General features: G+C 73.0%; 14 protein-coding genes and 1 rRNA gene. 9 read left to right on the forward strand and 6 right to left on the reverse strand.

From position 1 onward, the window contains the following. Positions 1–143 precede the first annotated feature (143 nt). Positions 144–260 (forward strand): 5S ribosomal RNA (rrf, locus tag GA0070214_RS29860). A gap of 58 nt (positions 261–318) precedes the next feature. On the opposite strand, the gene GA0070214_RS29865 is transcribed toward rrf, so the two are convergent. After that, on the reverse strand, positions 319–996 hold the full coding sequence (locus tag GA0070214_RS29865) for a hypothetical protein (protein WP_091269871.1): 678 nt from the start codon (positions 994–996) through the stop codon (positions 319–321). A gap of 70 nt (positions 997–1,066) precedes the next feature. On the opposite strand from GA0070214_RS29865, the gene GA0070214_RS29870 reads away from it, so the two are divergent. From GA0070214_RS29870 to GA0070214_RS29880, 3 genes are read left to right on the forward strand one after another with little or no spacing between them, the layout of a single operon-like run. Then, complete coding sequence (locus tag GA0070214_RS29870; protein ID WP_091269872.1) at positions 1,067–3,685, forward strand: valine--tRNA ligase; 2,619 nt, start codon at positions 1,067–1,069, stop codon at positions 3,683–3,685. Between the two features lie 58 nt (positions 3,686–3,743). Continuing rightward, positions 3,744–5,078, forward strand: coding sequence for a bifunctional folylpolyglutamate synthase/dihydrofolate synthase (locus GA0070214_RS29875; RefSeq protein WP_091269873.1), 1,335 nt, complete (start codon positions 3,744–3,746; stop codon positions 5,076–5,078). Continuing rightward, positions 5,075–5,521, forward strand: a complete 447-nt coding sequence (locus tag GA0070214_RS29880) for a DUF4233 domain-containing protein (protein WP_244167913.1) — start codon at positions 5,075–5,077, stop codon at positions 5,519–5,521. The genes GA0070214_RS29875 and GA0070214_RS29880 overlap by 4 nt, the downstream gene beginning before the upstream one ends. 4 nt (positions 5,522–5,525) lie before the next feature. Here GA0070214_RS29880 and GA0070214_RS29885 read toward each other — a convergent pair whose 3' ends face one another. Then, positions 5,526–6,773 (reverse strand): VOC family protein, encoded by a 1,248-nt coding sequence (locus GA0070214_RS29885; RefSeq protein ID WP_091269874.1) that lies wholly within the window; start codon positions 6,771–6,773, stop codon positions 5,526–5,528. Positions 6,774–6,917: 144 nt separating this feature from the next. Between GA0070214_RS29885 and ndk the strand changes: the two genes are divergently transcribed. Then, positions 6,918–7,343: a nucleoside-diphosphate kinase gene (gene ndk / locus GA0070214_RS29890; RefSeq protein WP_091269875.1), complete on the forward strand. Its 426-nt coding sequence runs from the start codon at positions 6,918–6,920 to the stop codon at positions 7,341–7,343. Between the two features lie 55 nt (positions 7,344–7,398). Here ndk and sigJ read toward each other — a convergent pair whose 3' ends face one another. Together sigJ and GA0070214_RS29900 are read right to left on the reverse strand one after the other, a co-directional pair. Then, positions 7,399–8,286 carry an RNA polymerase sigma factor SigJ gene (gene sigJ / locus GA0070214_RS29895; protein ID WP_244167914.1) on the reverse strand — a complete coding sequence of 296 codons (888 nt, stop codon included), beginning with the start codon at positions 8,284–8,286 and terminating at the stop codon, positions 7,399–7,401. Continuing rightward, entirely contained in the window at positions 8,283–8,723 is a 441-nt protein-coding gene (locus GA0070214_RS29900) for a carboxymuconolactone decarboxylase family protein (protein ID WP_091269876.1), read from the reverse strand. The genes sigJ and GA0070214_RS29900 overlap by 4 nt, the downstream gene beginning before the upstream one ends. A 203-nt stretch (positions 8,724–8,926) precedes the next feature. On the opposite strand from GA0070214_RS29900, the gene GA0070214_RS29905 reads away from it, so the two are divergent. From GA0070214_RS29905 to GA0070214_RS29915, 3 genes are all read left to right on the forward strand, one after another. Further along, a complete protein-coding gene (locus tag GA0070214_RS29905) occupies positions 8,927–10,498 on the forward strand; it encodes an alkaline phosphatase D family protein (RefSeq protein WP_091269877.1) in 1,572 nt (523 codons plus the stop codon). A 355-nt stretch (positions 10,499–10,853) separates the two neighbouring features. Then, positions 10,854–14,000, forward strand: coding sequence for an isoleucine--tRNA ligase (gene ileS / locus GA0070214_RS29910; protein WP_091269878.1), 3,147 nt, complete (start codon positions 10,854–10,856; stop codon positions 13,998–14,000). A 129-nt stretch (positions 14,001–14,129) separates the two neighbouring features. Continuing rightward, positions 14,130–14,819 carry a lysophospholipid acyltransferase family protein gene (locus tag GA0070214_RS29915; RefSeq protein ID WP_091269879.1) on the forward strand — a complete coding sequence of 230 codons (690 nt, stop codon included), beginning with the start codon at positions 14,130–14,132 and terminating at the stop codon, positions 14,817–14,819. A gap of 4 nt (positions 14,820–14,823) precedes the next feature. On the opposite strand, the gene GA0070214_RS29920 is transcribed toward GA0070214_RS29915, so the two are convergent. Next, positions 14,824–16,293: a cryptochrome/photolyase family protein gene (locus GA0070214_RS29920; RefSeq protein ID WP_091269880.1), complete on the reverse strand. Its 1,470-nt coding sequence runs from the start codon at positions 16,291–16,293 to the stop codon at positions 14,824–14,826. Between the two features lie 88 nt (positions 16,294–16,381). Next, positions 16,382–18,037 carry a hypothetical protein gene (locus GA0070214_RS32675; RefSeq protein WP_091269881.1) on the reverse strand — a complete coding sequence of 552 codons (1,656 nt, stop codon included), beginning with the start codon at positions 18,035–18,037 and terminating at the stop codon, positions 16,382–16,384. Positions 18,038–18,258: 221 nt separating this feature from the next. On the opposite strand from GA0070214_RS32675, the gene GA0070214_RS29930 reads away from it, so the two are divergent. Then, positions 18,259–20,244: a TIGR03960 family B12-binding radical SAM protein gene (locus tag GA0070214_RS29930; protein WP_091269959.1), complete on the forward strand. Its 1,986-nt coding sequence runs from the start codon at positions 18,259–18,261 to the stop codon at positions 20,242–20,244. Positions 20,245–20,266 lie beyond the last annotated feature (22 nt).

Consider the following 20,266-nt stretch of genomic DNA (forward strand, 5'->3'; position numbering starts at 1 on the left):
GCCGGAAATGTAAGCCCGGTAACGGGTTCAGTTGACCGGTACTAATAGGCCGAGGACTTGACTACCAAGCTGCTACGCGTCCACTGTGCAACTCTGAACAAGCGAACACCCCAACGTGTGTGTGTTTGACATGTTCATAGAGTTACGGCGGTCATGGCGGAGGGGAAACGCCCGGCAACATTCCGAACCCGGAAGCTAAGTCCTCCAGCGCCGATGGTACTGCACTCGGGAGGGTGTGGGAGAGTAGGACACCGCCGGACAATCTTCCAGTCAGGGCCACCCTTCGGGGTGGCCCTGACTGCGTTTCCGTTGGCGTTTTCAGCGGTGCTGGATGCCCTCACGGAGCTGGCGGAACAGCGCCGCGGAATCGTCCACGGACCGGCCCGGGAACATCCCCATCACCACGCTGCCGTGGTCGGCCCAGCCGCAGACCGCGAAATCGCCGCCGTCGCCGCTCGTCGTGCCGCACTTCATGACGCCGCCCAGACCGCCGGCGTTCACCTCGCGCAGGCCGGTCACCCTGCCGGTCTCGTCGGCCATCAGCCCGAACAGGCTGTCCAGGTCGCGCTCCGGCTGCCAGAGCAGGGTGGTGCCGCCGAAGAGGAGCACCGACCGCTTGGCGTCCGCCGGGTCCGTGTAGACGGTGCCGAAGCTGCGGTCCAGCTCGATGTCGGCGGCGAAGCCGTCGCGCAGGTAGTCGGCGGTGCTGCGGGCCCGGTCGCTGTCGTCCCGGGTCAGCCCGGCCACGGTGGCCGGCGCGTCCAGCTCGGTGTCCTTCTCCGCGAGCACCCGCCAACCGCCGAGGCCGAGCGCCGCGGCGCCGGCCAGCCCGACCACCAGGGCGGCCGTGAGGGCGATCTTCCGCCGTCGGGAGACCGGGCGTCGCTCGGGCTCCAGGGCAGGGTCGCGGCGGCTCAGCCGGATCGGCTCGTCGGTCAGGTCGACCGGCTCGGGACCGTCGTCGACCGGACGCTCGGTGAGGTGCGCGTCGGACATGTCCGCCACCGTACGCGAACTAACAGGTGGCGCACGTCGGGTCTCCGAAAGCGCTCCGTAGACTTTCAGGGTGACCGAGAGACTGGATGCCCGACGCCCCGACGCCCCGACCCTTGCCGGCCAGTACCAGCCCGGCGAGGTAGAGCAGCGACGGTACGAGCAGTGGGTAGCCGCCGGCCACTTCCGGGCGTCGGCGGACAGCGACAAGCCGCCGTTCACCATCGTCATCCCGCCGCCGAACGTCACCGGCTCGCTGCACATGGGCCACGCGTTCGAGCACACCCTCATGGACGCGCTGAACCGGCGCAAGCGGATGCAGGGCTTCGAGGCGCTCTGGCTGCCCGGCATGGACCACGCCGGCATCGCCACCCAGAACCTGGTCGAGCGGCAGCTCGCCGGCGAGGGGCTGTCCCGGCACGACCTGGGCCGCGAGAAGTTCGTGGAGCGGGTCTGGCAGTGGAAGGCCGAGTCCGGCGGCGCCATCCTGGGCCAGATGCGCCGCCTCGGCAACGCCGTCGACTGGGACCGCGAGCGCTTCACCATGGACGAGGGCCTGTCGCGGGCCGTCCAGACCATGTTCAAGAAGCTCTTCGACGATGGGCTCATCTACCGGGCGAACCGGATCATCAACTGGTGCCCGCGCTGCCTCACGGCGCTCTCCGACATCGAGGTCGAGCACACCGACGACGAGGGTGAGCTGATCTCGATCCGCTACAGCGACGAGGTCGTGGTGGCCACCACCCGGGCCGAGACCATGCTGGGCGACACCGCGGTCGCGGTGCACCCCGAGGACGAGCGCTACCGGCACCTCATCGGCACCGAGGTGGACCTGCCGCTCACCGACCGGCGGATCCCGATCGTGGCCGACGAGCACGTCGACCCGAGCTTCGGCACCGGCATGGTCAAGGTGACCCCGGCGCACGACCCGAACGACTTCGAGATCGGCCAGCGGCACGACCTGCCGCAGCTCACGATCATGGACGAGCGCGGGATCATCACGGCGCCCGGCCCGTTCCAGGGCCTGGACCGCTACGAGGCGCGGCCGGCCATCGTGGCGGCGCTGCGCGAGCAGGGCCTGATCGTCGCCGAGAAGCGGCCGTACGTGCACGCCGTGGGGCACTGCTCCCGCTGCAAGACGACGGTCGAGCCGCGGCTGTCGCTGCAGTGGTTCGTCAACACCTCCCCGCTGGCCAAGGCCGCCGGCGACGCGGTGCGTGACGGCCGGGTGAAGATCGAGCCGGCCGAGCTGGCCAAGCGCTACTTCGCCTGGGTCGACAACATGCACGACTGGTGCATCTCCCGGCAGCTCTGGTGGGGCCACCGCATCCCGGTCTGGTACGGCCCGGCCGGCGAGATCGTCTGCGTGGGCCCGGACGAGGAGCCACCGACCGGCGAGGGCTGGCGGCAGGACGAGGACGTCCTGGACACCTGGTTCTCCAGCGGCCTCTGGCCGTTCTCCACGCTCGGCTGGCCGGAGCGCACGCCGGACCTGGCGAAGTTCTACCCGACCAGCGTGCTGGTCACCGGCTACGACATCCTCTTCTTCTGGGTCGCCCGGATGATGATGTTCGGCCTCTACGCCATGGACGGCGTGCAGCCGTTCGACGTGGTGGCCCTGCACGGCATGGTGCGCGACGAGCACGGCAAGAAGATGTCGAAGTCGTTCGGCAACGTGGTCGACCCGCTCGACTGGATCGACCGGTTCGGCGCCGACGCCACCCGGTTCACCCTGGCCCGGGGCGCCAACCCCGGTCAGGACGTGCCGGTCAGCGAGGAGTGGTGCCAGGGCTCCCGCAACTTCTGCAACAAGCTCTGGAACGCGACCCGGTTCGCACTGCTGAACGGCGCGCACACCGACGGGCCGCTGCCGGCGGCGGCGGAGCTGTCGACCGTCGACCGGTGGATCCTGTCCCGGCTGGCGCACGTCACGGCCGAGGTCGACGAGCAGTTCGAGGCGTACGAGTTCGCGAAGGTCTGTGACCTGCTCTACCACTTCGCGTGGGACGACGTCTGCGACTGGTACGTGGAGCTGAGCAAGCCGGTGCTCGCCGAGGGCGGGCCGGCCGCCGACGCCACCCGCCGGGTGCTGGGTCATGTGCTGGACCAGCTGCTGCGGCTGCTGCACCCGGTGATCCCGTTCGTCACCGACGAGCTGTGGACCGCGCTGACCGGTGGCGAGACGGTGATGACCGCCGCCTGGCCGGCGGCCGACCGTACCCTCGTCGACGACGCCGCGGAGGTCGAGGTCGGCACCCTCCAGCGGGTGGTGACCGAGATCCGGCGGTTCCGGTCCGACCAGGGGCTGCGCCCGACGCAGCGGGTCGCCGCGCGACTCGACGGCCTGGCCGGCGCGGGCATCGCGGCGCACGAGCCGCTGGTCCGCTCGCTGGTCCGGCTCGACGCGCCGGGCGACGACTTCCAGGCCAGTGCCACCCTCGCGATGCCCGGCGAGGTCAGCGTGGCGCTGGACACCCGGGGTTCGATCGACGTGGCCGCCGAGCGGGCCCGACTGACCAAGGACCGGGCGGCCGCCGAGAAGGAGGCCGCGCAGGCGCGGGCGAAGCTGAACAACCCGGCGTTCGTCGGCAAGGCGCCCGAGCCGGTGGTGGCCAAGATCCGCGAGCGGCTGGCGGTGGCCGAGGCGGACCTGGTCCGGATCGACGCCGCCCTGGAGGCGTTGCCAGCGTGAGCGCGAGGAGTGAGCCGGGGTTGCGAGCCCCGCAGTCGCGAACGAAGGGTGAACTCGCGTGACCGACCGCACCGAATTCGCCGAGGTGGAGGCCGCGCTGAACGCGCGCGGCTTCACCCGCATGCGCTTCGAGCTGGAGAAGATCGAGAGCCTGCTCGACCTGCTCGGCAGCCCGCAGCGGGCGTACCCGTCGATCCATCTGACCGGCACCAACGGCAAGACCTCGACGGCCCGGATGATCGACTCGCTGCTGCGGGCGTTCGGGCTGCACACCGGCCGCTACACGAGCCCGCACCTGGAGACCGTCCGGGAGCGGATCAGCCTGGACGGCGAGCCGGTGAGCGAGGACCGCTTCGTGGCCACGTACCGCGAGGTGGCGCCCCTCGCGGAGCTTGTCGACCAGCGCTTCGACGAGCCGCTGACCTACTTCGACCTGACCACCGCGCTGGCCTTCGCCACCTTCGCCGACGCCCCCGTCGACGTCGCCGTGGTGGAGGTGGGGCTCGGCGGCGCCGAGGACGCCACCAACGTGATCCAGGCCGGGGTGGCCGTGATCACCCCGATCGGGCTGGACCACACCGAGTGGCTCGGCGACACCATCGAGGACATCGCGCTGCACAAGGCGGGCATCATCCACGACGGCGCCACGGTGATCGCGGCGGCGCAGGAGGAGGAGGCCGCCCGGCCGATCCTGGAGCGCTGTGCCGAGGTGGGCGCCACCGTCGCGCGGGAGGGCGCCGAGTTCGGCGTGCTGCGCCGCGCCGTGGCGGTCGGCGGCCAGGTGCTCACCATCCAGGGCCTCGGCGGGGTGTACGAGGAGATCTTCATCCCGCTGCACGGCGCGCACCAGGCGCAGAACGCCGCCGTGGCGCTGGCCGCGGTCGAGGCGTTCCTCGGCGCGGGCGCGCGGCGGCAGCTCGACATCGAGGCGGTCCGGGAGGGCTTCGCGGCGGCCAGCTCGCCGGGCCGGCTGGAGAAGGTTCGCACCGCCCCGACGATCCTGCTCGACGGCGCCCACAACCCGCACGGGATGGCCGCCACCGTCACCGCGCTCCAGGAGGAGTTCGCGTTCAGCAAGCTGGTCGGCGTGCTCGCCGTGCTCGGCGACAAGGACGCGGCCAGCCTGCTGGAGCTGCTCGAACCGGTGCTGGACTCCATCGTGGTCACCGCCAACAGCTCGCCCCGGGCCATGCCCGCCGACGAGCTGGCCGCGCTGGCCCGGGAGGTCTTCGGGCCGGACCGGGTGCAGGTGGCCGAGGAGATGCCGGACGCCATCGAGTCGGCCGTCGCCGAGGCCGAGTCCGACGTGCCGGGCGAGCTGGCCGGGGTGGGCGTGCTGATCACCGGATCGGTGGTGACCGTGGCCGACGCCCGCCGGCTGCTCAAGCGATGACCGGCCCGGTGGACGAGCGCCCCGGCCAGGGCGCCCCGACGGAGGGCGCTCCGGTCAAGGGCACGCAGAAGATCGAGGGCACGCAGACCGAGGGCGGCGGGCCGCGGCGCTCCGGGCTGCGCAATCCCGACAAGGCCGTCCGCGGCCTCGGTGCCGGCACGCTCGCGCTGGAGGCGCTGGTGCTGCTGCTGGCCATCCAGCCGATCCGGGTGGTCGGCGGCGACCTCGGTGGCGCGGCCGTCGCCGCGATCGTCGTGCTGGCGGTCGCCTGCGTGGTGCTGGCCGGTCAGATGAAGCGGCCCTGGGCCTGGCACGCCGGCACGGTCCTTCAGGGGCTGCTGCTGCTCTCCGGGCTGCTGCACTGGTCGCTGTTCGCGCTCGGCGTCATCTTCGCCCTGGTGTGGGTGTACGCGCTGCACGTGCGGCGGGTCATCCTCGGCTGAACGCTCAGGCGTCGGCGAGGGTGCGCCACTGGGTGAGCGCCACGCCGTGCCCGTCCGGGTCACGGAAGGCGGCCGCCCACACCTCCAGCTTGGTGCCCCGGTTGACCACCCGCGGGGCGTACGTGAACCGGACGCCCGACTCGCGCAGCCGCAGGTAGGCCGCCTGGATGTCGGCGACCTCGAGGTTGACGTGGACCAGCCGGCGGCTCATCGGGGCCGCCCCGGTCACCCGGCGCAGCACGAGCCGGGTCGGCCCGGAGGACAGGACGGCGTTGCCCTCGCCCCGGTCCAGCTCGGCGAAGCCGAGGTCCCGGTAGAAGTCCAGCGACCGGTCCAGGTCGGTGACGAGCAGGGTGATGCCGACGCCACTGATCGGGCTGGCCGCCTCGGCCGGCTCGTCGTCGCCGGCCGGGCCGAAGATGGCCTCGTCCAGCTCCTCGGGGGTGGGCGGCGCCTCGCCGGCCGGTTCGTCGAGCGGGACGTCGATCGGGTCCACCGGCCTCGTGTCGAACCGCTCCTCGGCGGGCGGGCGCGGCGTCGGGGCCCGGCGGGGGAGCGGGCCGGCTGCGGCCGGCTCGACCAGCTGCCCCTCCAGCACGACGCCGCCGCCGGGGCGCTGGTGCAGCACGACCGGCTCGCGGTCCTCCGGCAGCACGGTGAGGTCGTCGAGGAGCGGGTCGGGCGCGGGTGGGAAGTCGTCGCGGAAGTCGTCCTCCGGGGCCCGGTCGGCCCACGGCGGGGCCTCCTGCCCGATGAGCACGTCGTCGACCGGGGCCGGGTCGGCGAACTCGGGCGGGAGGTCGGCGACCGCGGCGGCCGTCTCGGCGTGGGTGGGCACCTCGTCCCAGAGGACGCGGACGTGCCGCTGGTCGTCCAGGGCGACCCGGACGGGCAGCGCCTGGCCCAGCGAGGGCCACTTCGCGACGGGCACCCGCGGCTCGATGATCTTCTTGGACCGGGGCGGCAGGCCGGGGGCGTCGATCACCAGTTGCAGCTCGCAGCGGCCGAAGGCGTACTGGGTGGGCGGCTCGGAGGCGCTGTGCACGTGGCCCAGCCCGACCACCCAGGTGCGGCCGCCGCCGCGGACCGTGGCCAGGGCGATCGCCAGGACCAGCAGGGCGACGCCCAGCGCCACGATGGCCCAGCTCGTCATGCCCAGCCCGAACAGGGTCACGAACGTGGCCACGGTGCCCAGCACCGCGCCGATCAGCTTGCGCACCGGCGCGATGGGTCGGTTCCCGCCATTCGCCACAGTGGACCTCCCAGGGGTTCCAGGGCCAGGCTAGGCCGCCGCGGCGACCCAGGGAAGGAGCAGCCGCCGCGCCGGCGCCGGGACCGGGTCGCTACGCTGACCGTACCCAGCCCGACCCGGTTCCGCGCACAGGAGGAAACCAGCGTGTCCAGCAGCAGCCCGGACGAGCGGACGCTCGTACTGATCAAGCCCGACGCGGTCCGCCGCGGGCTGGTGGGGGAGATCCTCGCCCGTTTCGAGCGCAAGGGCCTGCGGATCGACGCGCTGGTGACCCGCACCCTGGACGGCGACTTCGCCGACCAGCACTACGCCGAGCACGTGGACAAGCCGTTCTACCCGCCGCTGAAGGCGTTCATGACGAGCGGCCCGCTGGTGGCCCTGGTGCTCTCCGGCGACCAGGTGATCGAGGTGGTCCGCGGGATGATCGGCAGCACCGACGGCCGCAAGGCCGCCGCCGGCACCATCCGCGGCGACCTCTCCCTCTCCAACCGGGAGAACCTGGTGCACGCCTCCGACTCGGTCGACAGCGCCAAGCGCGAGATCGCCCTCTGGTTCCCCGAGCTGGGCTGACCGGCTTCGCCACGGCCCCGGTCCCGCGCGTGCGGGCCGGGGCCGTCGCGCGTGCTCAGCCCGCCAGGCCGGGCAGCTTGTCCGGGTTGCCGACCAGGTAGACGCCGGTGATCCGGCCGTCCGCGGCGGCCACCGAGAGCGTGTAGCGGGGGCCGGACGGCCAGCTCAGCAGCAGCGCGGGCGCGCCGTTGAGTTCGACCACGGTGCCCCGGACGTCGGGATGGCGCTGGTGGTACAGGCCGGCGAAGAAGCGGGCGATCCGGTCGGCTCCATGGACCGGGTTGCGGGCCGCGGAGACCCGGCCGCCGCCGTCGTTCCACGCGGTGGCGTCTGCCGCGACCAGGCCGGTCAGCCGGGCCAGGTCGCCGTCGCGCGCCGCGGCCAGGAAGGCGTCGAGCAGCCGTCGCTGCTCGGCCGGGCCGGCGGTGAACCGCCGCCGGCCGTCGGCGATCCGGGCCACCGCGCGGTGGTGCAGTTGCCGGCAGTCCGCCGCGGACCGGTCCAGCAGGTCACCGATCTCCGCGTACGGCAGGGCGAAGGCGGTGTGCAGCACGTACACCGCGCGTTCCGGCGGGGTGAGCCGTTCGAGCAGGTGCAGCAGGGCGGTGGAGAGGGTCTCTCGCTGCTCGACCGTGTCCAGCGGGCCGAACGGGGACGGGTCGGTCGGCACCTGCTCGGGCAGCCACGGCCCGACGTACGTCTCCCGGGCGGCCTGCCGCGCCCGCAGCCGGTCCAGGGCCAGCCGGGTGACCACCCGCGACAGGTAGCGGCGCGGCTCGGCCACGCTGTCCCGGTCGACGGCCAGCCAGCGCAGGTACGCCTCCTGGAGCACGTCCTCGGCGTCGTGCAGGCTGCCCAGCAGCCGGTAGGCCAGCCCGAGCAGCATCGGCCGGTGCGCGGTGAGCGCACCGGCCGCCTGCGCCGCCGCCGAGGGTGAGGTCACACCTCGACCGGCGGCTCGGTACGGGTGCTCACCGAGATGCGGTTCCACACGTTGATTGTGGCGATCGCGACCAGCAGGTCGGCCAGTTCCTTCTCCGACCAGACCTTCGCGGCGGCGTCCCAGACGTCGTCCGGCACGCCGTGCTCGCCGAGCCGGGTCACCGCGTCGGTCAGCGCCAGCGCGGCCCGCTCCCGCTCGTCGAAGAACGGCGCCTCCCGCCACGCCGCGACGGCGAACAGCCGCCGGCTGTTCTCACCCGCCGCCAGCGCGTCCCGGCTGTGCATGTCGACGCAGAACGAGCAGCCGTTCAACATCGACGCACGCAGCTTGACCAGTTCCAGCACGGTGTGGTCCACGTTCTTCTGGACGTACTTCTCCAGCCCGAGCACCGCCCGGTACGCCTCCGGCGCCACCGCCGCCGTGTCCATCCGGCTCATCGCCGCCTCCTTCGTCTCGTGCCTACGCCCACACGACGGATCGGGACCCGGGCGGTGTGACGGTGCGGGGGTGTGACGGTGGTCATCGGCGGACCGGTGCCGTGTTTCGACAGCCGTCGTTGAGGTGCCGGTCACCTCGTTCGGCGCCCCGGGTCACGTCCGCCCGGTAGACCGTCCTGGCGACTTGTCGAACGGGAGGATCCATGACGCAATTCGACCGACGTACCCTGCTCCGCGCCGGCCTGCTCACCGGCGCCGGTGTCGCCGGCGGCGCGCTGCTCGGCGCGCCCGGCGCGCTCGCCGCCCCCGCCTGGCGGCCGGCCGGGCGGCCGCTGCTCACCCACGGCGTGCAGAGCGGCGACGTGACCGGCGACTCGGCGCTGGTCTGGACCCGTGCCGACCGGCCCGGCTGCATGCTGGTGGAGGTGAGCCGCCGGCCCGACCTGCGCGGGGCGCGCGTGGTGCGGGGTCCGGTGCTCGACCCGACGGGCGACTTCACCGGCCGGGTCCGGCTGCGCGGCCTGCCGACGGGGGAGCGGCTGTACTACCGGGTCCGGGTGGAGAGCCTGGACCGGTCCGGCCTGTGCAGCGAGCCGCTGGCCGGCTCGTTCGCCACGGCACCCGGGCGGCACCAGCGCCGGGACCTGCGGTTCGTCTGGACCGGGGACATCGTCGGGCAGGGCTGGGGGATCAGCCCCGACTTCGACGGCCTGGCCATCTTCCGGTCGATGCGCGAGCGCCGCCCCGACTTCTACCTGTGCAGCGGCGACACCGTCTACGCCGACGGCCCGCTCACCGAGAGCGTCACGCTGCCCGACGGGCGGATCTGGCGCAACCTGGTCACCCCGGAGAAGAGCAAGGTCGCCGAGACCCTGCCCGAGTACCGCGGGCAGTTCGCGTACAACCTGCTGGACGAGCACCTGCGGGCGTTCGCCGCCGAGGTTCCCCAGGTCAACCAGTGGGACGACCACGAGGTGTTGAACAACTGGTACCCGGGGGAGATCCTCGACGACGACCGGTACACCGAGCGGCGGGTGGACGTGCTCGCGGCCCGGGCCCGCCAGGCGTTCCACGAGTGGGTGCCGGCCCCGGCCGACGGGCCGCTCTACCGCAGGCTGTCGTACGGGCCGCTGCTGGACGTGTTCGTCCTCGACATGCGCACGTACAAGGACCCGAACGACGGCAACACCTACGCCGACCCGGGGCGCGGCCTGCTCGGGCGGGAGCAGCGGGAGTGGCTGGTCCGCGAGCTGACCCGGTCGCGGGCGACCTGGAAGGTGATCGCCAACGACCTGCCGATCGGCCTCGTGGTGCCGGACGGCCCGGGCGCGCAGGAGGGCGTGGCGCAGGGCGACCCGGGCGCGCCGGCCGGGCGCGAGCGGGAGTTCGCCGAGGTGCTGCGGGCCGTGCACCGGGCCGGGGTGACCGGCCTCGTCTTCCTCACGGCCGACGTGCACTACACGGCCGCGCACCACTACGACCCGGCCCGGGCGGCCTTCGGGGAGTTCACGCCGTTCTGGGAGTTCGTCTCCGGCCCGGCGCACGCCGGCGCGTTCGGCCCGAACGCCCTGGACGGCACCTTCGGCCCGCAGGCCGTCTTCGTGCACGCCCCGCCCCGCGCCAACACCTCCCCGGCCGAGGGTTTCCAGCACTTCGGCGAGGTCGAGATCGACGGCGAGTCGGCCGCCCTGACGGTGAACCTCCGCGACCGCGCGGGCACCGCCCTCTGGACCACCACCCTCCCGGCCCCCACCCTCCCGGCCCCCACCCGGTAGGTCGATCATGAGGTTGGCGGCGATGACGATCTCGGATGTCGCCGCCAACCTCATGATCACCGGGACGGGCGATAGTCGGGGGCGGGACGGCGGGTGGGTCGAGTACGCTTGTGGGCACAGGCGACGACCCGGCCATCACCGGTGAGCCTCCGGAAGAACGGCCGGGTTCCCGGCTCAGTAGAACCGGACGGGACGGCCCGTCACAGCCGGCCAACGAGCGGGCGGTCGCACCTCGGCCGCCAAGCGGGGTGGTACCGCGGGCCCAGCCCCGGGCACGCCGGCACGGCGTACCGGGAACGGGTTCGTCCTCGCAGACCCACACGGACATGTGAGCTGCTGAGGAGAGCGACCCCCGATGGCCTATCCGTTGCACGACCCGACCGCCGCCGGCGTCCCGGCGAGCCCGGACCTGCCCGCGGTCGAGCGCCGGGTCCTGGAGCACTGGACGGCCGACAAGACCTTCGAGGCGTCCGTGGAGGCCCGCCCCGCCGGCGAGGACGGGAAGAACGAGTTCGTCTTCTACGACGGCCCGCCCTTCGCCAACGGCCTGCCGCACTACGGCCACCTCTTCACGGGGTACGTCAAGGACGTGGTGCCCCGCTACCAGACCATGCGCGGCCGGCACGTCGAGCGCCGGTTCGGCTGGGACTGCCACGGCCTGCCGGCCGAGGTGGTGGCCGAGAAGCAGCTCGGCATCACCACCAAGGCGGAGATCCTCGACCTCGGCGTGGCCCGGTTCAACGAGGCCTGCCGCACCTCGGTGCTGGAGTTCACCCAGGACTGGGAGCGGTACGTCACCCGGCAGGCCCGCTGGGTCGACTTCACCAACGACTACAAGACGCTCGACCTGGACTACATGGAAAGCGTCATGTGGGCCTTCCGCACCCTGCACGACAAGGGGCTGGTCTACGAGGGCTTCCGGGTGCTGGCGTACTGCTGGCGGTGCGAGACCCCGCTGTCGAACACCGAGACCCGGATGGACGACGTCTACAAGGACCGGCACGACCCCACGCTGACCGTGTGGTTCGAGCTGACCGCCGACGACTCGGCCCCCGAGCCGGTGCGCGGCCCGGTGCGGCTCGGCGTCTGGACCACCACGCCGTGGACCCTGCCGTCGAACCTGGCGCTCGCCGTCGGCCCGGACATCGAGTACGCGGTGCTGGAGCGCGACGGCGACCGCTACCTGGTCGGCGCCGCCCGGCTCGGCGCGTACGCCAAGGAGCTGGAGGGCTACGAGCAGGTCGGCACCGTGCACGGCCGGGACCTGGTCGGGCGCCGCTACACCCCGCTCTACGACTTCCTCGTCGACCAGGCCGGCGAGAACGCCTACCAGGTGCTCGGCGCGGAGTTCGTGACCACCGAGGACGGCACCGGGATCGTCCACCTGGCCCCGGCCTTCGGTGAGGACGACCAGAACACCTGCAACGCGGCCGGCATCCCGACCATCGTCACCGTGGACGACCACACCCGGTTCACCGGGCTGGTCCCGCCCTACCAGGGCGAGCAGGTCTTCGACGTGAACAAGCCGGTGATCCGGGAGCTGAAGGAGCGGGGGGTGGTGCTGCGGCAGGACACCTACACCCACTCCTACCCGCACTGCTGGCGCTGCGACACCCCGCTGGTCTACAAGGCGGTGTCCTCCTGGTTCGTGGCCGTGACCCGGTTCAAGGACCGGATGGTCGAGCTCAACCAGCAGATCAACTGGACGCCGGGGCACATCAAGGACGGCTCGTTCGGCAAGTGGCTGGCCAACGCCCGCGACTGGTCGATCAGCCGGAACCGGTTCTGGGGCTCGCCGATCCCGGTGTGGAAGTCCGACGACCCGAACTACCCGCGCGTCGACGTGTACGGCTCGCTGGCCGACCTCGAGCGGGACTTCGGCGTACGCCTGACCGACCTGCACCGGCCGGCGGTGGACGACCTGGTCCGCCCCAACCCGGACGACCCGACCGGCAAGTCGATGATGCGCCGGGTCCCCGAGGTGCTGGACTGCTGGTTCGAGTCCGGCTCGATGCCGTTCGCCCAGGTGCACTACCCGTTCGAGAACCGCGAGTGGTTCGAGCACCACTACCCGGGTGACTTCATCGTCGAGTACATCGGACAGACGCGCGGCTGGTTCTACACCATGCACGTGCTGGCCACCGCGCTGTTCGACCGGCCGGCGTTCCGGAACTGCCTGAGCCACGGCATCCTGCTCGGCTCGGACGGGCGCAAGATGTCCAAGAGCCTGCGCAACTACCCGGACGTCTACCACGTCTTCGACGCGTACGGGTCGGACGCGATGCGCTGGATGCTGATGTCCTCGCCGGTGCTGCGCGGCGGCGACATGGCGGTCACCGAGACGCTCATCCGCGACGCGGTCCGCCAGGTGCTGCTGCCGCTCTGGAACGTCTGGTACTTCTTCTCGCTCTACGCCAACGCCGAGGGCTACACGGCGAAGCGCAGCACCGACTCGACGCACCTGCTCGACCGGTACGTGCTGGCGAAGACGAATGAGCTGGTGTCGACGGTCCAGGGGCAGCTCGACGCGTACGACATCTCGGGCGCCTGCGCCAGCGTGCGGTCCTACCTGGACGCGCTCACCAACTGGTACGTGCGCCGCTCCCGCGACCGGTTCTGGGCGGGCGACGCCGACGCGTTCGACACGCTCTGGACGGTGCTGGAGACGCTCTGCCGGGTGGTGGCGCCGCTGGCGCCGCTGACCGCGGAGGAGATCTGGCGCGGGCTCACCGGCGAGCGGTCGGTGCACCTGACCGACTTCCCGTCGGCGGAGGAGTTCCCGGCCGACCACGAGCTGGTCGCCGCCATGGACAACGTCCGGGCGGTCGCCTCGGCGGCGCTGTCGCTGCGCAAGGCCAAGGGCCTGCGGGTGCGGCTGCCGCTGTCGAAGCTGACCGTGGCCTCCCCGGTCGCGGCCCAGCTGCGGCCCTTCGCCGACCTGGTCGCCGACGAGGTCAACGTGAAGGCGGTGGAGTTCACCGACGAGGTGTCCGCGTACTGCCAGCAGGTGCTGACCGTGGTGCCCCGGGCGCTCGGCCCGCGGGTCGGCAAGGCGGTCCAGCAGGTGATCAAGGCGGTCAAGGCCGGGGAGTGGCAGCTCGTGGAGGGCGCCCCCGTCGCCGCCGGCATCACCCTGGCCGAGGGCGAGTACGAGCTGCGCCTGGTCGCCGCCGACGCCGAACACTCCGCGCCGCTGCCCGGCGGGGAGGGCGTGGTCGTGCTGGACACCGAGGTCACCCCGGAGCTGGCCGCCGAGGGGCTGGCCCGGGACGTGGTCCGGGTCGTGCAGCAGGCCCGCCGGGACGCCGACCTGGACGTCTCGGACCGGATCGTGGTGGCCGTCTCCGCCTCGGAGGAGGTGCGCGCGGCGGTCGCCGCGTACACCGACTTCGTGGCCCGGGAGGTGCTGGCCGACACGGTCGACTTCACCGAGGGCGTCGACGGCTTCGCCGGCGAGGTCGGCGAGGGCGAGCGGGTGACGGTGGCCGTCCGGCGGGTATGAGGTCGTGGCAGGTCCGGCGGCGTCCGCGCCGCCGGACCACCCCGCGGACGGCTGACCACCCGATCCGCCGGATGCGGACCCGTCCGCTACCGTGACAGCGCCTGTTCACGTACGACCGCCGGAGGACCCGTGCCCCTGCTCTACACCATCGGCAAGCTCACCGTGGCGCCCACGCTGCGGTTGGCCTTCCGTCCGCACGTGGAGGGGTTGGAGCACATCCCGGCGACCGGCGGCGCGATCTTCGCGGGCAACCATCTCTCCGTCGCCGACGAGCTGCTGCTCGGCACCGTGGTGCCCCGGCACCTGGCCTTCTGGGCCAAGTCGGAGTATTTCAAGGGCACCGGCGTGAAGGGCGCCTTCTCCAAGTTCGTGCTGACCGGGCTGGGCGCCATCCCGGTCGAGCGGGCCGGCGGGCGGGCGGCGCTGTCCGCGTTCGACGCCGCCATCCCGGTGCTCAAGGCCGGCGACCTGGTGGCCGTCTACCCGGAGGGCACGCGCTCGCCGGACGGCCGGCTCTACCGGGGGCGCACCGGGGCGGCCCGGCTGGCGGTGGCGGCCGGCGTGCCGATCATCCCGGTGGGCGTGACGGGCACCGACAAGGCGCAGCCCATCGGCACGCGGGTGCCCCGGCCGGGCCGGGCGCAGATCACCATCCGGTTCGGCAAGCCGCTGGACTTCACCGGCCGGTCGGACGACCGCACGTCGCTGCGGGAGATGACCGACGAGATGATGGCCGAGATCCAGAAGCTCACGGGCCAGGAGTACGTGCCGCGCTACGCCCCCAAGCGCGCCGAGCCCACGGCCGACCCGTCCGCCTGAGGCGTCACGGCGGGTCGTTGCCGCGCCGCCGCTCCTGGGCGACCACCGCGTCCAGGTCACCGAGGAGCGCGAGCTGCTTCATGGCCCGCGCCATCCGGGCGTTGGCCGGGATCCGGCCGCGGTTGCCGGCCAGGAATGCCCAGTAGCCGGCGGTGAAGGGGCAGGCGTCCGCGCCGAGCCGCTGGCGCGGGTCGTAGCGGCAGCCGCCGCAGTAGTCGCTCATCCGGTTGATGTACGAGCCGCCGGCCACGTACGGCTTCGTGGTCATCCGGCCCAGGTCGGCGTACTGGCTCATGCCGACCACGTTGCCGGTCATCACCCAGTCGTAGCCGTCCACGAAGCGGGTGTGGAACCACTCGACCAGCTCGGACGGGCGCCAGCCGCGCTGGAGGGCGTAGTTGCCGAGCACCATGAGCCGCGGGACGTGGTGCACCCAGCCCCGGTCGCGGACGCCGGTGAGCACGTCGGCGAGGCAGCGCGCCTCGACCGCCTCGGTGTCCAGGTCGCGCCACCACTCCGGCAGGGACCCGCGGGCACCCAGCGCGTTGCTGTCCCGCCAGCCCTGCTCGAAGTACCAGTAGGTGTGCCAGATGTAGTCCCGCCAGCCCAGCACCTGCCGGACGAAGCCCTCCACCGCCGCCAGCGGCGCCTCCTGCCGCCGGTACGCCCCCTCGGCGCCCCGGACCGCCTCCACCGGGTCCAGCAGGCCCAGGTTGAACGAGGACGACAGCACGCTGTGCGCCAGCCACGGGTCGGTGGAGAGCATGGCCTCCTCGTACCGGCCGAACGCGGCGAGCCGGTGCCGGAGGAAGTGCCGCAGCCGGGACCGGGCCTCGCCGACGGTGGCCGGGAAGCGGCGCGGCCCGTCCCGCCCGGCGAACCGGATGCCCTCCCGCGCCCAGCGGTCCAGGTCGGCCCGGACCTCCGCGTCGATGTCGTCCTCCTTCGGCATCGGCGGGGCCGGGACGCCGAGCCGGCCGTCCTTCGGTGGCGGCTCGCGGTTCTCGGCGTCGAAGCTCCACCGGCCGCCGGCCGGCTCGCGGCCGTCCAGCAGCACCCCGTGGTGCTCCCGGGCGAACCGGTAGAACGCCTCCATCCGCAGCGCGCCGCGCCGGCCGTCGGCCCAGTCGGCGAAGTCGGCCATGCTCGTCACGTAGCCGCGCGCCGGCAGCACGGTCACCCCGTCCAGGTTCCGGACGAACTCCAGCGCCCGCCGCGAGGTGGGGTGGCACACCTCCAGCGGCTCGCGGACCTGCCTGAGCGCCTGCCCGTACGTCTCGCCGCGCAGGAAGATCGCATGGTCGCCCAGCTCGGCGGCGCGGTGCCGGAGCGCGGAGAGGATCAGGTGGGCCTTCTGCCGGTGGTAGACCCGCCGCCGGAAGACCGCCTTGGACTCGATGAGGAGAACCGGCTGCTTCCGCTCGTCGAGGAAGTGCGGCCCCAGCTGGTCAGCGAAGAGCCAACGCCGCGACATGTCCTGATTGTCACCCCTAGGACCGATCCGGCCCGGGAGGAAGGCGGAACCTTTACGTGTTCGATACGTTGCGAACGGTGACGATCACTCAGGACTGCTGGGGGGTCACCACCTGTCGGCGCAGGTCGTCCAGCAGTCGGCCGCTGTCCTCCACGGACAGTCGGGTGAAGACGCCGGTGGCCAGGCTGCCGTGGTCGACCGAGGTGCACACCACCACCGTGTCGCCGTCGGACCGGCCCACGGCACAGCGCTCGTACCGGCCCCGGACCCCGGTCTCCACCGGCACCGACGGCTTGAGCGCGTACCGGTCGGTGAGGCGGTCCAGCTCGGCCTGCGCGTCCGACTCCGGGCTCAACCGGAACCCCGTCCCGCCGAACAGGGTCACCCGCTTGCCGTCGCCCGTCGTGTAGATGCCGGCGAAGGTGTCCTCGGCGAGCAGGTGCGCCTGGCGTACCTGCTGCTTCAGCTCCGCGGCGGCGGCCTGGCTGCCCTCGTCCTGGCGCAGCCGCAGCGAGCCGAGCTGGTCGGGCATGCTCGCCGTCGCCGGGTACTGGGCGGAGAGCGGCTGGGCCCACCAGAGCGGCACGCCGCAGCAGCAGGCGACGCTGAGCAGCAGCACCCAGGGCCAGCGGCGCCGGCGGCGGACCGGCACGGCCACGTACCCCTTGGGTGGCCCCCAACCCGGCGGCGCGGTCACCGGCGGCGGGTTCTTCTTCCCCCGGCGCTGCTTCGGCGGCGCGGGCGGCGAGACCGGCCGGGCCGGGTTCGGGCTGACCGGCGGCGGGTTGACCGGCGGCGCGGCGGCCACCGGCGGGGCGGGGTGGTGCGGGACGTGCGCCGGCGGCGGCTGCGGCACCGGGTACGGCGACGTGTAGGGCAGCGTCGGCGGCAGCGCCGGGAAGTCGGCGGAGTGCAGGTCCCAACCGGTCGTGTCCACGCCTGCCCACGGGTCGACCGGGACCTGGTGCTCCGGCGAGTCGACCGGCGGCACCGGGGTGGGTTCGGCCGACTCGCCCCAGGCGCGCTTGCGCGGCGGTGGGGGCGGGACCGCGGCGGAACCGCTCCAGCGCGGCGCGGGCGGGGTCTCGACGCGGGTGCGGCTCCCGGCGTCCTCGACCTTCGTGGGGTCGGGGTGTCGCTCCACGCGGGTGGCGTCGGGGCGGGGCGTGACCCTGGCGGAGCCGGCGGCGCGGGCCGGGCCGGGCACGGCGGCGGAACCGCGGGCAGGGGCCGGCGAGATCGGGGTGGGGTCGGGGTCCGCGGGCCGGGCCTGTTCGGCGGTGTCGGCGTCGGCCCCCGGCGCGGCCTGGGCGTCGGGTTGAGCCTCCGGGGCCGGCTCGGCTCCGGTTGTCGGTGCCGCCTCGTCGGCCTGTCCGTCGGGGTCGGCCTGCACGGCAGGTTCCGGCTGCCCGGCCTCCGCGGCCTGCGGGGTGGGCTCGCCCTGCGGCGTGGCCTCCGCCTGCGCGGCCTCGATCTGCGGGGTGGGCTCGCCCTCCCGGGCGGCCTCGGTCCGTGGGGCCGGCTGCGGGTCGGGTGCGGCGCTCCCGGCCTCGGCGTCCGGCGTGGCGGACTCCAGCGGCGCGGACTCCGGCGCGGACGCCGCCTCCGTCGTGCTCGGGAGCGCGGCGTCGGCCTGCGACGGACCGTCGGCGGGTGGCCCGGCGACCACCGGATCCCCGTTCCGGCCGGTGGCCGGCGTGCCCCCGTCGGCCGGCCGGTCCGCCCCCGGCTGCGGCTGCGACATCGCGGCAATCTCCTCTCGCGCCCGTAGCGAGGTTAGTACCGCCCCGCCACCCCCGACGAATCCGCCGACACCACCCAGGTGGGCCCGGTCCCGCCCGCCCGCTCGTCGATCAAGATGTCTGCGTCGGGATCGGCCCGGATCCCGGCGCAAACTTCTTGATCAACCCGGCGGGGGTGCAGGTGGGGGTGGGAGTGGCGGGGGACCGCGTACCCTTGGGCATCATGAGTGCCCCGTCGACGACGCCGCGCCCGGTCGCGGCCAATTCGGTCTGGCCGCGGCTGGAGCCGCTGCTTCCCCAGGTGACCAAGCCCATCCAGTACGTGGGTGGCGAGTTGGGCGCCGTGGTCAAGGACTGGGACGCGGCGACCGTGCGCTGGGCGCTGATGTATCCCGACGCGTACGAGGTGGGTCTGCCCAACCAGGGCGTGCAGATCCTCTACGAGGTGCTCAACGAGCTGCCCGACGTGCTCGCCGAGCGGACCTACGCGGTCTGGCCGGACCTGGAGAAGCTGATGCGCGCCCACGGCGTGCCGCAGTTCACCGTCGACGCCCACCGTGCGGTGCGCGACTTCGACGTGTTCGGCGTCTCCTTCTCCACCGAGCTGGGCTACACCAACCTGCTCACCGCGATCGACCTGGCCGGCATCCCGCTGCTCGCGGCCGACCGCACCGAGGCCGACCCGGTGATCGTGGCCGGCGGTCACGCCGCGTTCAACCCGGAGCCGATCGCCGACTTCGTCGACGCCGCCGTGCTCGGCGACGGCGAGGAGGCGGTGCTGGAGATCACCGCGATCGTCCGGGACTGGAAGGCCGAGGGCTGCCCGGGCGGCCGGGACGAGCTGCTGCTGCGGCTGGCCCGCACCGAGAGCATCTACGTGCCGCGCTTCTACGACGTGGACTACCTGCCCGACGGCCGGATCCAGCGGGTCGTGCCGAACCGCCCCGACGTGCCGTTCCGGGTGCACAAGCGCACGACCATGGACCTGGACGCCTGGCCGTACCCGAAGAAGCCCCTCGTGCCGCTGGCCGAGACGGTCCACGAGCGGTACGCGGTGGAGATCTTCCGCGGCTGCACCCGGGGCTGCCGGTTCTGCCAGGCCGGCATGATCACTCGTCCGGTGCGGGAGCGCTCGATCACCACGGTCGGCCAGATGGTGCAGCAGGGGCTGGAGTTCTCCGGCTTCCACGAGGTGGGCCTGCTGTCGCTGTCGTCGGCCGACCACTCGGAGATCGGCGACATGTGCTCCGGCCTCGCCGAGCAGTACGCGGGCACCAACGTGTCGCTCTCGCTGCCGTCGACCCGGGTGGACGCCTTCAACATCGACCTGGCGCAGGAGCTGTCGCGCAACGGCCGGCGGACCGGCCTGACCTTCGCCCCCGAGGGCGGGTCGGAGCGGATCCGCAAGGTCATCAACAAGATGGTGTCGAAGGAAGACCTGATCCGCACCGTCGTGACGGCGTACACCAACGGCTGGCGGCAGGTGAAGCTCTACTTCATGTGTGGCCTGCCCACCGAGACCGACGAGGACGTCCTCGAGATCGCGGACATGGCCCACGAGGTCATCCGGGCCGGCCGGGCGGCGACCGGGTCCAAGGACATCCGCTGCACCGTCTCGATCGGTGGCTTCGTGCCGAAGCCGCACACCCCGTTCCAGTGGGCCGCCATGGAGCGCCCGGAGGTCATCGACGGCCGGCTGAGGCTGCTCAAGCAGGCGATCAACAGCGACCGCTCGCTGGGCCGGGCCATCGGCTTCCGCTACCACGACGGCGAGCCGTCGCTGATCGAGGGCCTGCTGTCCCGGGGCGACCGCCGGGTCGGCGCGGTGATCCGCCGGGTCTGGGAGAACGGCGGCCGGTTCGACGGCTGGAGCGAGCACTTCTCCTACCAGCGCTGGGTGGACGCGGCGGCCGAGGTGCTCCCGTCGTTCGGGGTGGACCTCGACTGGTTCACCACCCGCGAGCGTGACGAGCTGGAGGTCCTGCCCTGGGACCACCTGGACTCGGGCCTGGACAAGGACTGGCTCTGGCAGGACTGGCAGGACTCGCTCGCCGAGTACGAGCAGGACGACTGCCGCTGGACGCCCTGCTTCGACTGCGGCGTCTGCCCGTCCATGGACACCGAGATCCAGATCGGCCCGACCGGCCGGAAGCTGCTGCCGCTGACCCCGGTCAGCGGGCTGAAGCTGCCGACCGGCGCCCAGCAGTAGCACCGCCGACCACACCGGAGCG

The sequence above is a fragment of the Micromonospora chaiyaphumensis genome (assembly GCF_900091435.1).
Classification (GTDB): Bacteria; Actinomycetota; Actinomycetes; order Mycobacteriales; family Micromonosporaceae; genus Micromonospora; species Micromonospora chaiyaphumensis.

What these genes read in the sequence shown, in the direction of transcription:
- GA0070214_RS29865 (WP_091269871.1), bottom strand. Translation starts at nt 996, where the DNA reads ATGTCCGACGCGCACCTCACCGAGCGTCCGGTCGACGACGGTCCCGAG.
- GA0070214_RS29880 (WP_244167913.1), top strand. Translation starts at nt 5,075, where the DNA reads ATGACCGGCCCGGTGGACGAGCGCCCCGGCCAGGGCGCCCCGACGGAG.
- GA0070214_RS29900 (WP_091269876.1), bottom strand. Translation starts at nt 8,723, where the DNA reads ATGAGCCGGATGGACACGGCGGCGGTGGCGCCGGAGGCGTACCGGGCG.
- GA0070214_RS29905 (WP_091269877.1), top strand. Translation starts at nt 8,927, where the DNA reads ATGACGCAATTCGACCGACGTACCCTGCTCCGCGCCGGCCTGCTCACC.
- ileS (WP_091269878.1), top strand. Translation starts at nt 10,854, where the DNA reads ATGGCCTATCCGTTGCACGACCCGACCGCCGCCGGCGTCCCGGCGAGC.
- GA0070214_RS29920 (WP_091269880.1), bottom strand. Translation starts at nt 16,293, where the DNA reads ATGTCGCGGCGTTGGCTCTTCGCTGACCAGCTGGGGCCGCACTTCCTC.
- GA0070214_RS32675 (WP_091269881.1), bottom strand. Translation starts at nt 18,037, where the DNA reads ATGTCGCAGCCGCAGCCGGGGGCGGACCGGCCGGCCGACGGGGGCACG.
- GA0070214_RS29930 (WP_091269959.1), top strand. Translation starts at nt 18,259, where the DNA reads ATGAGTGCCCCGTCGACGACGCCGCGCCCGGTCGCGGCCAATTCGGTC.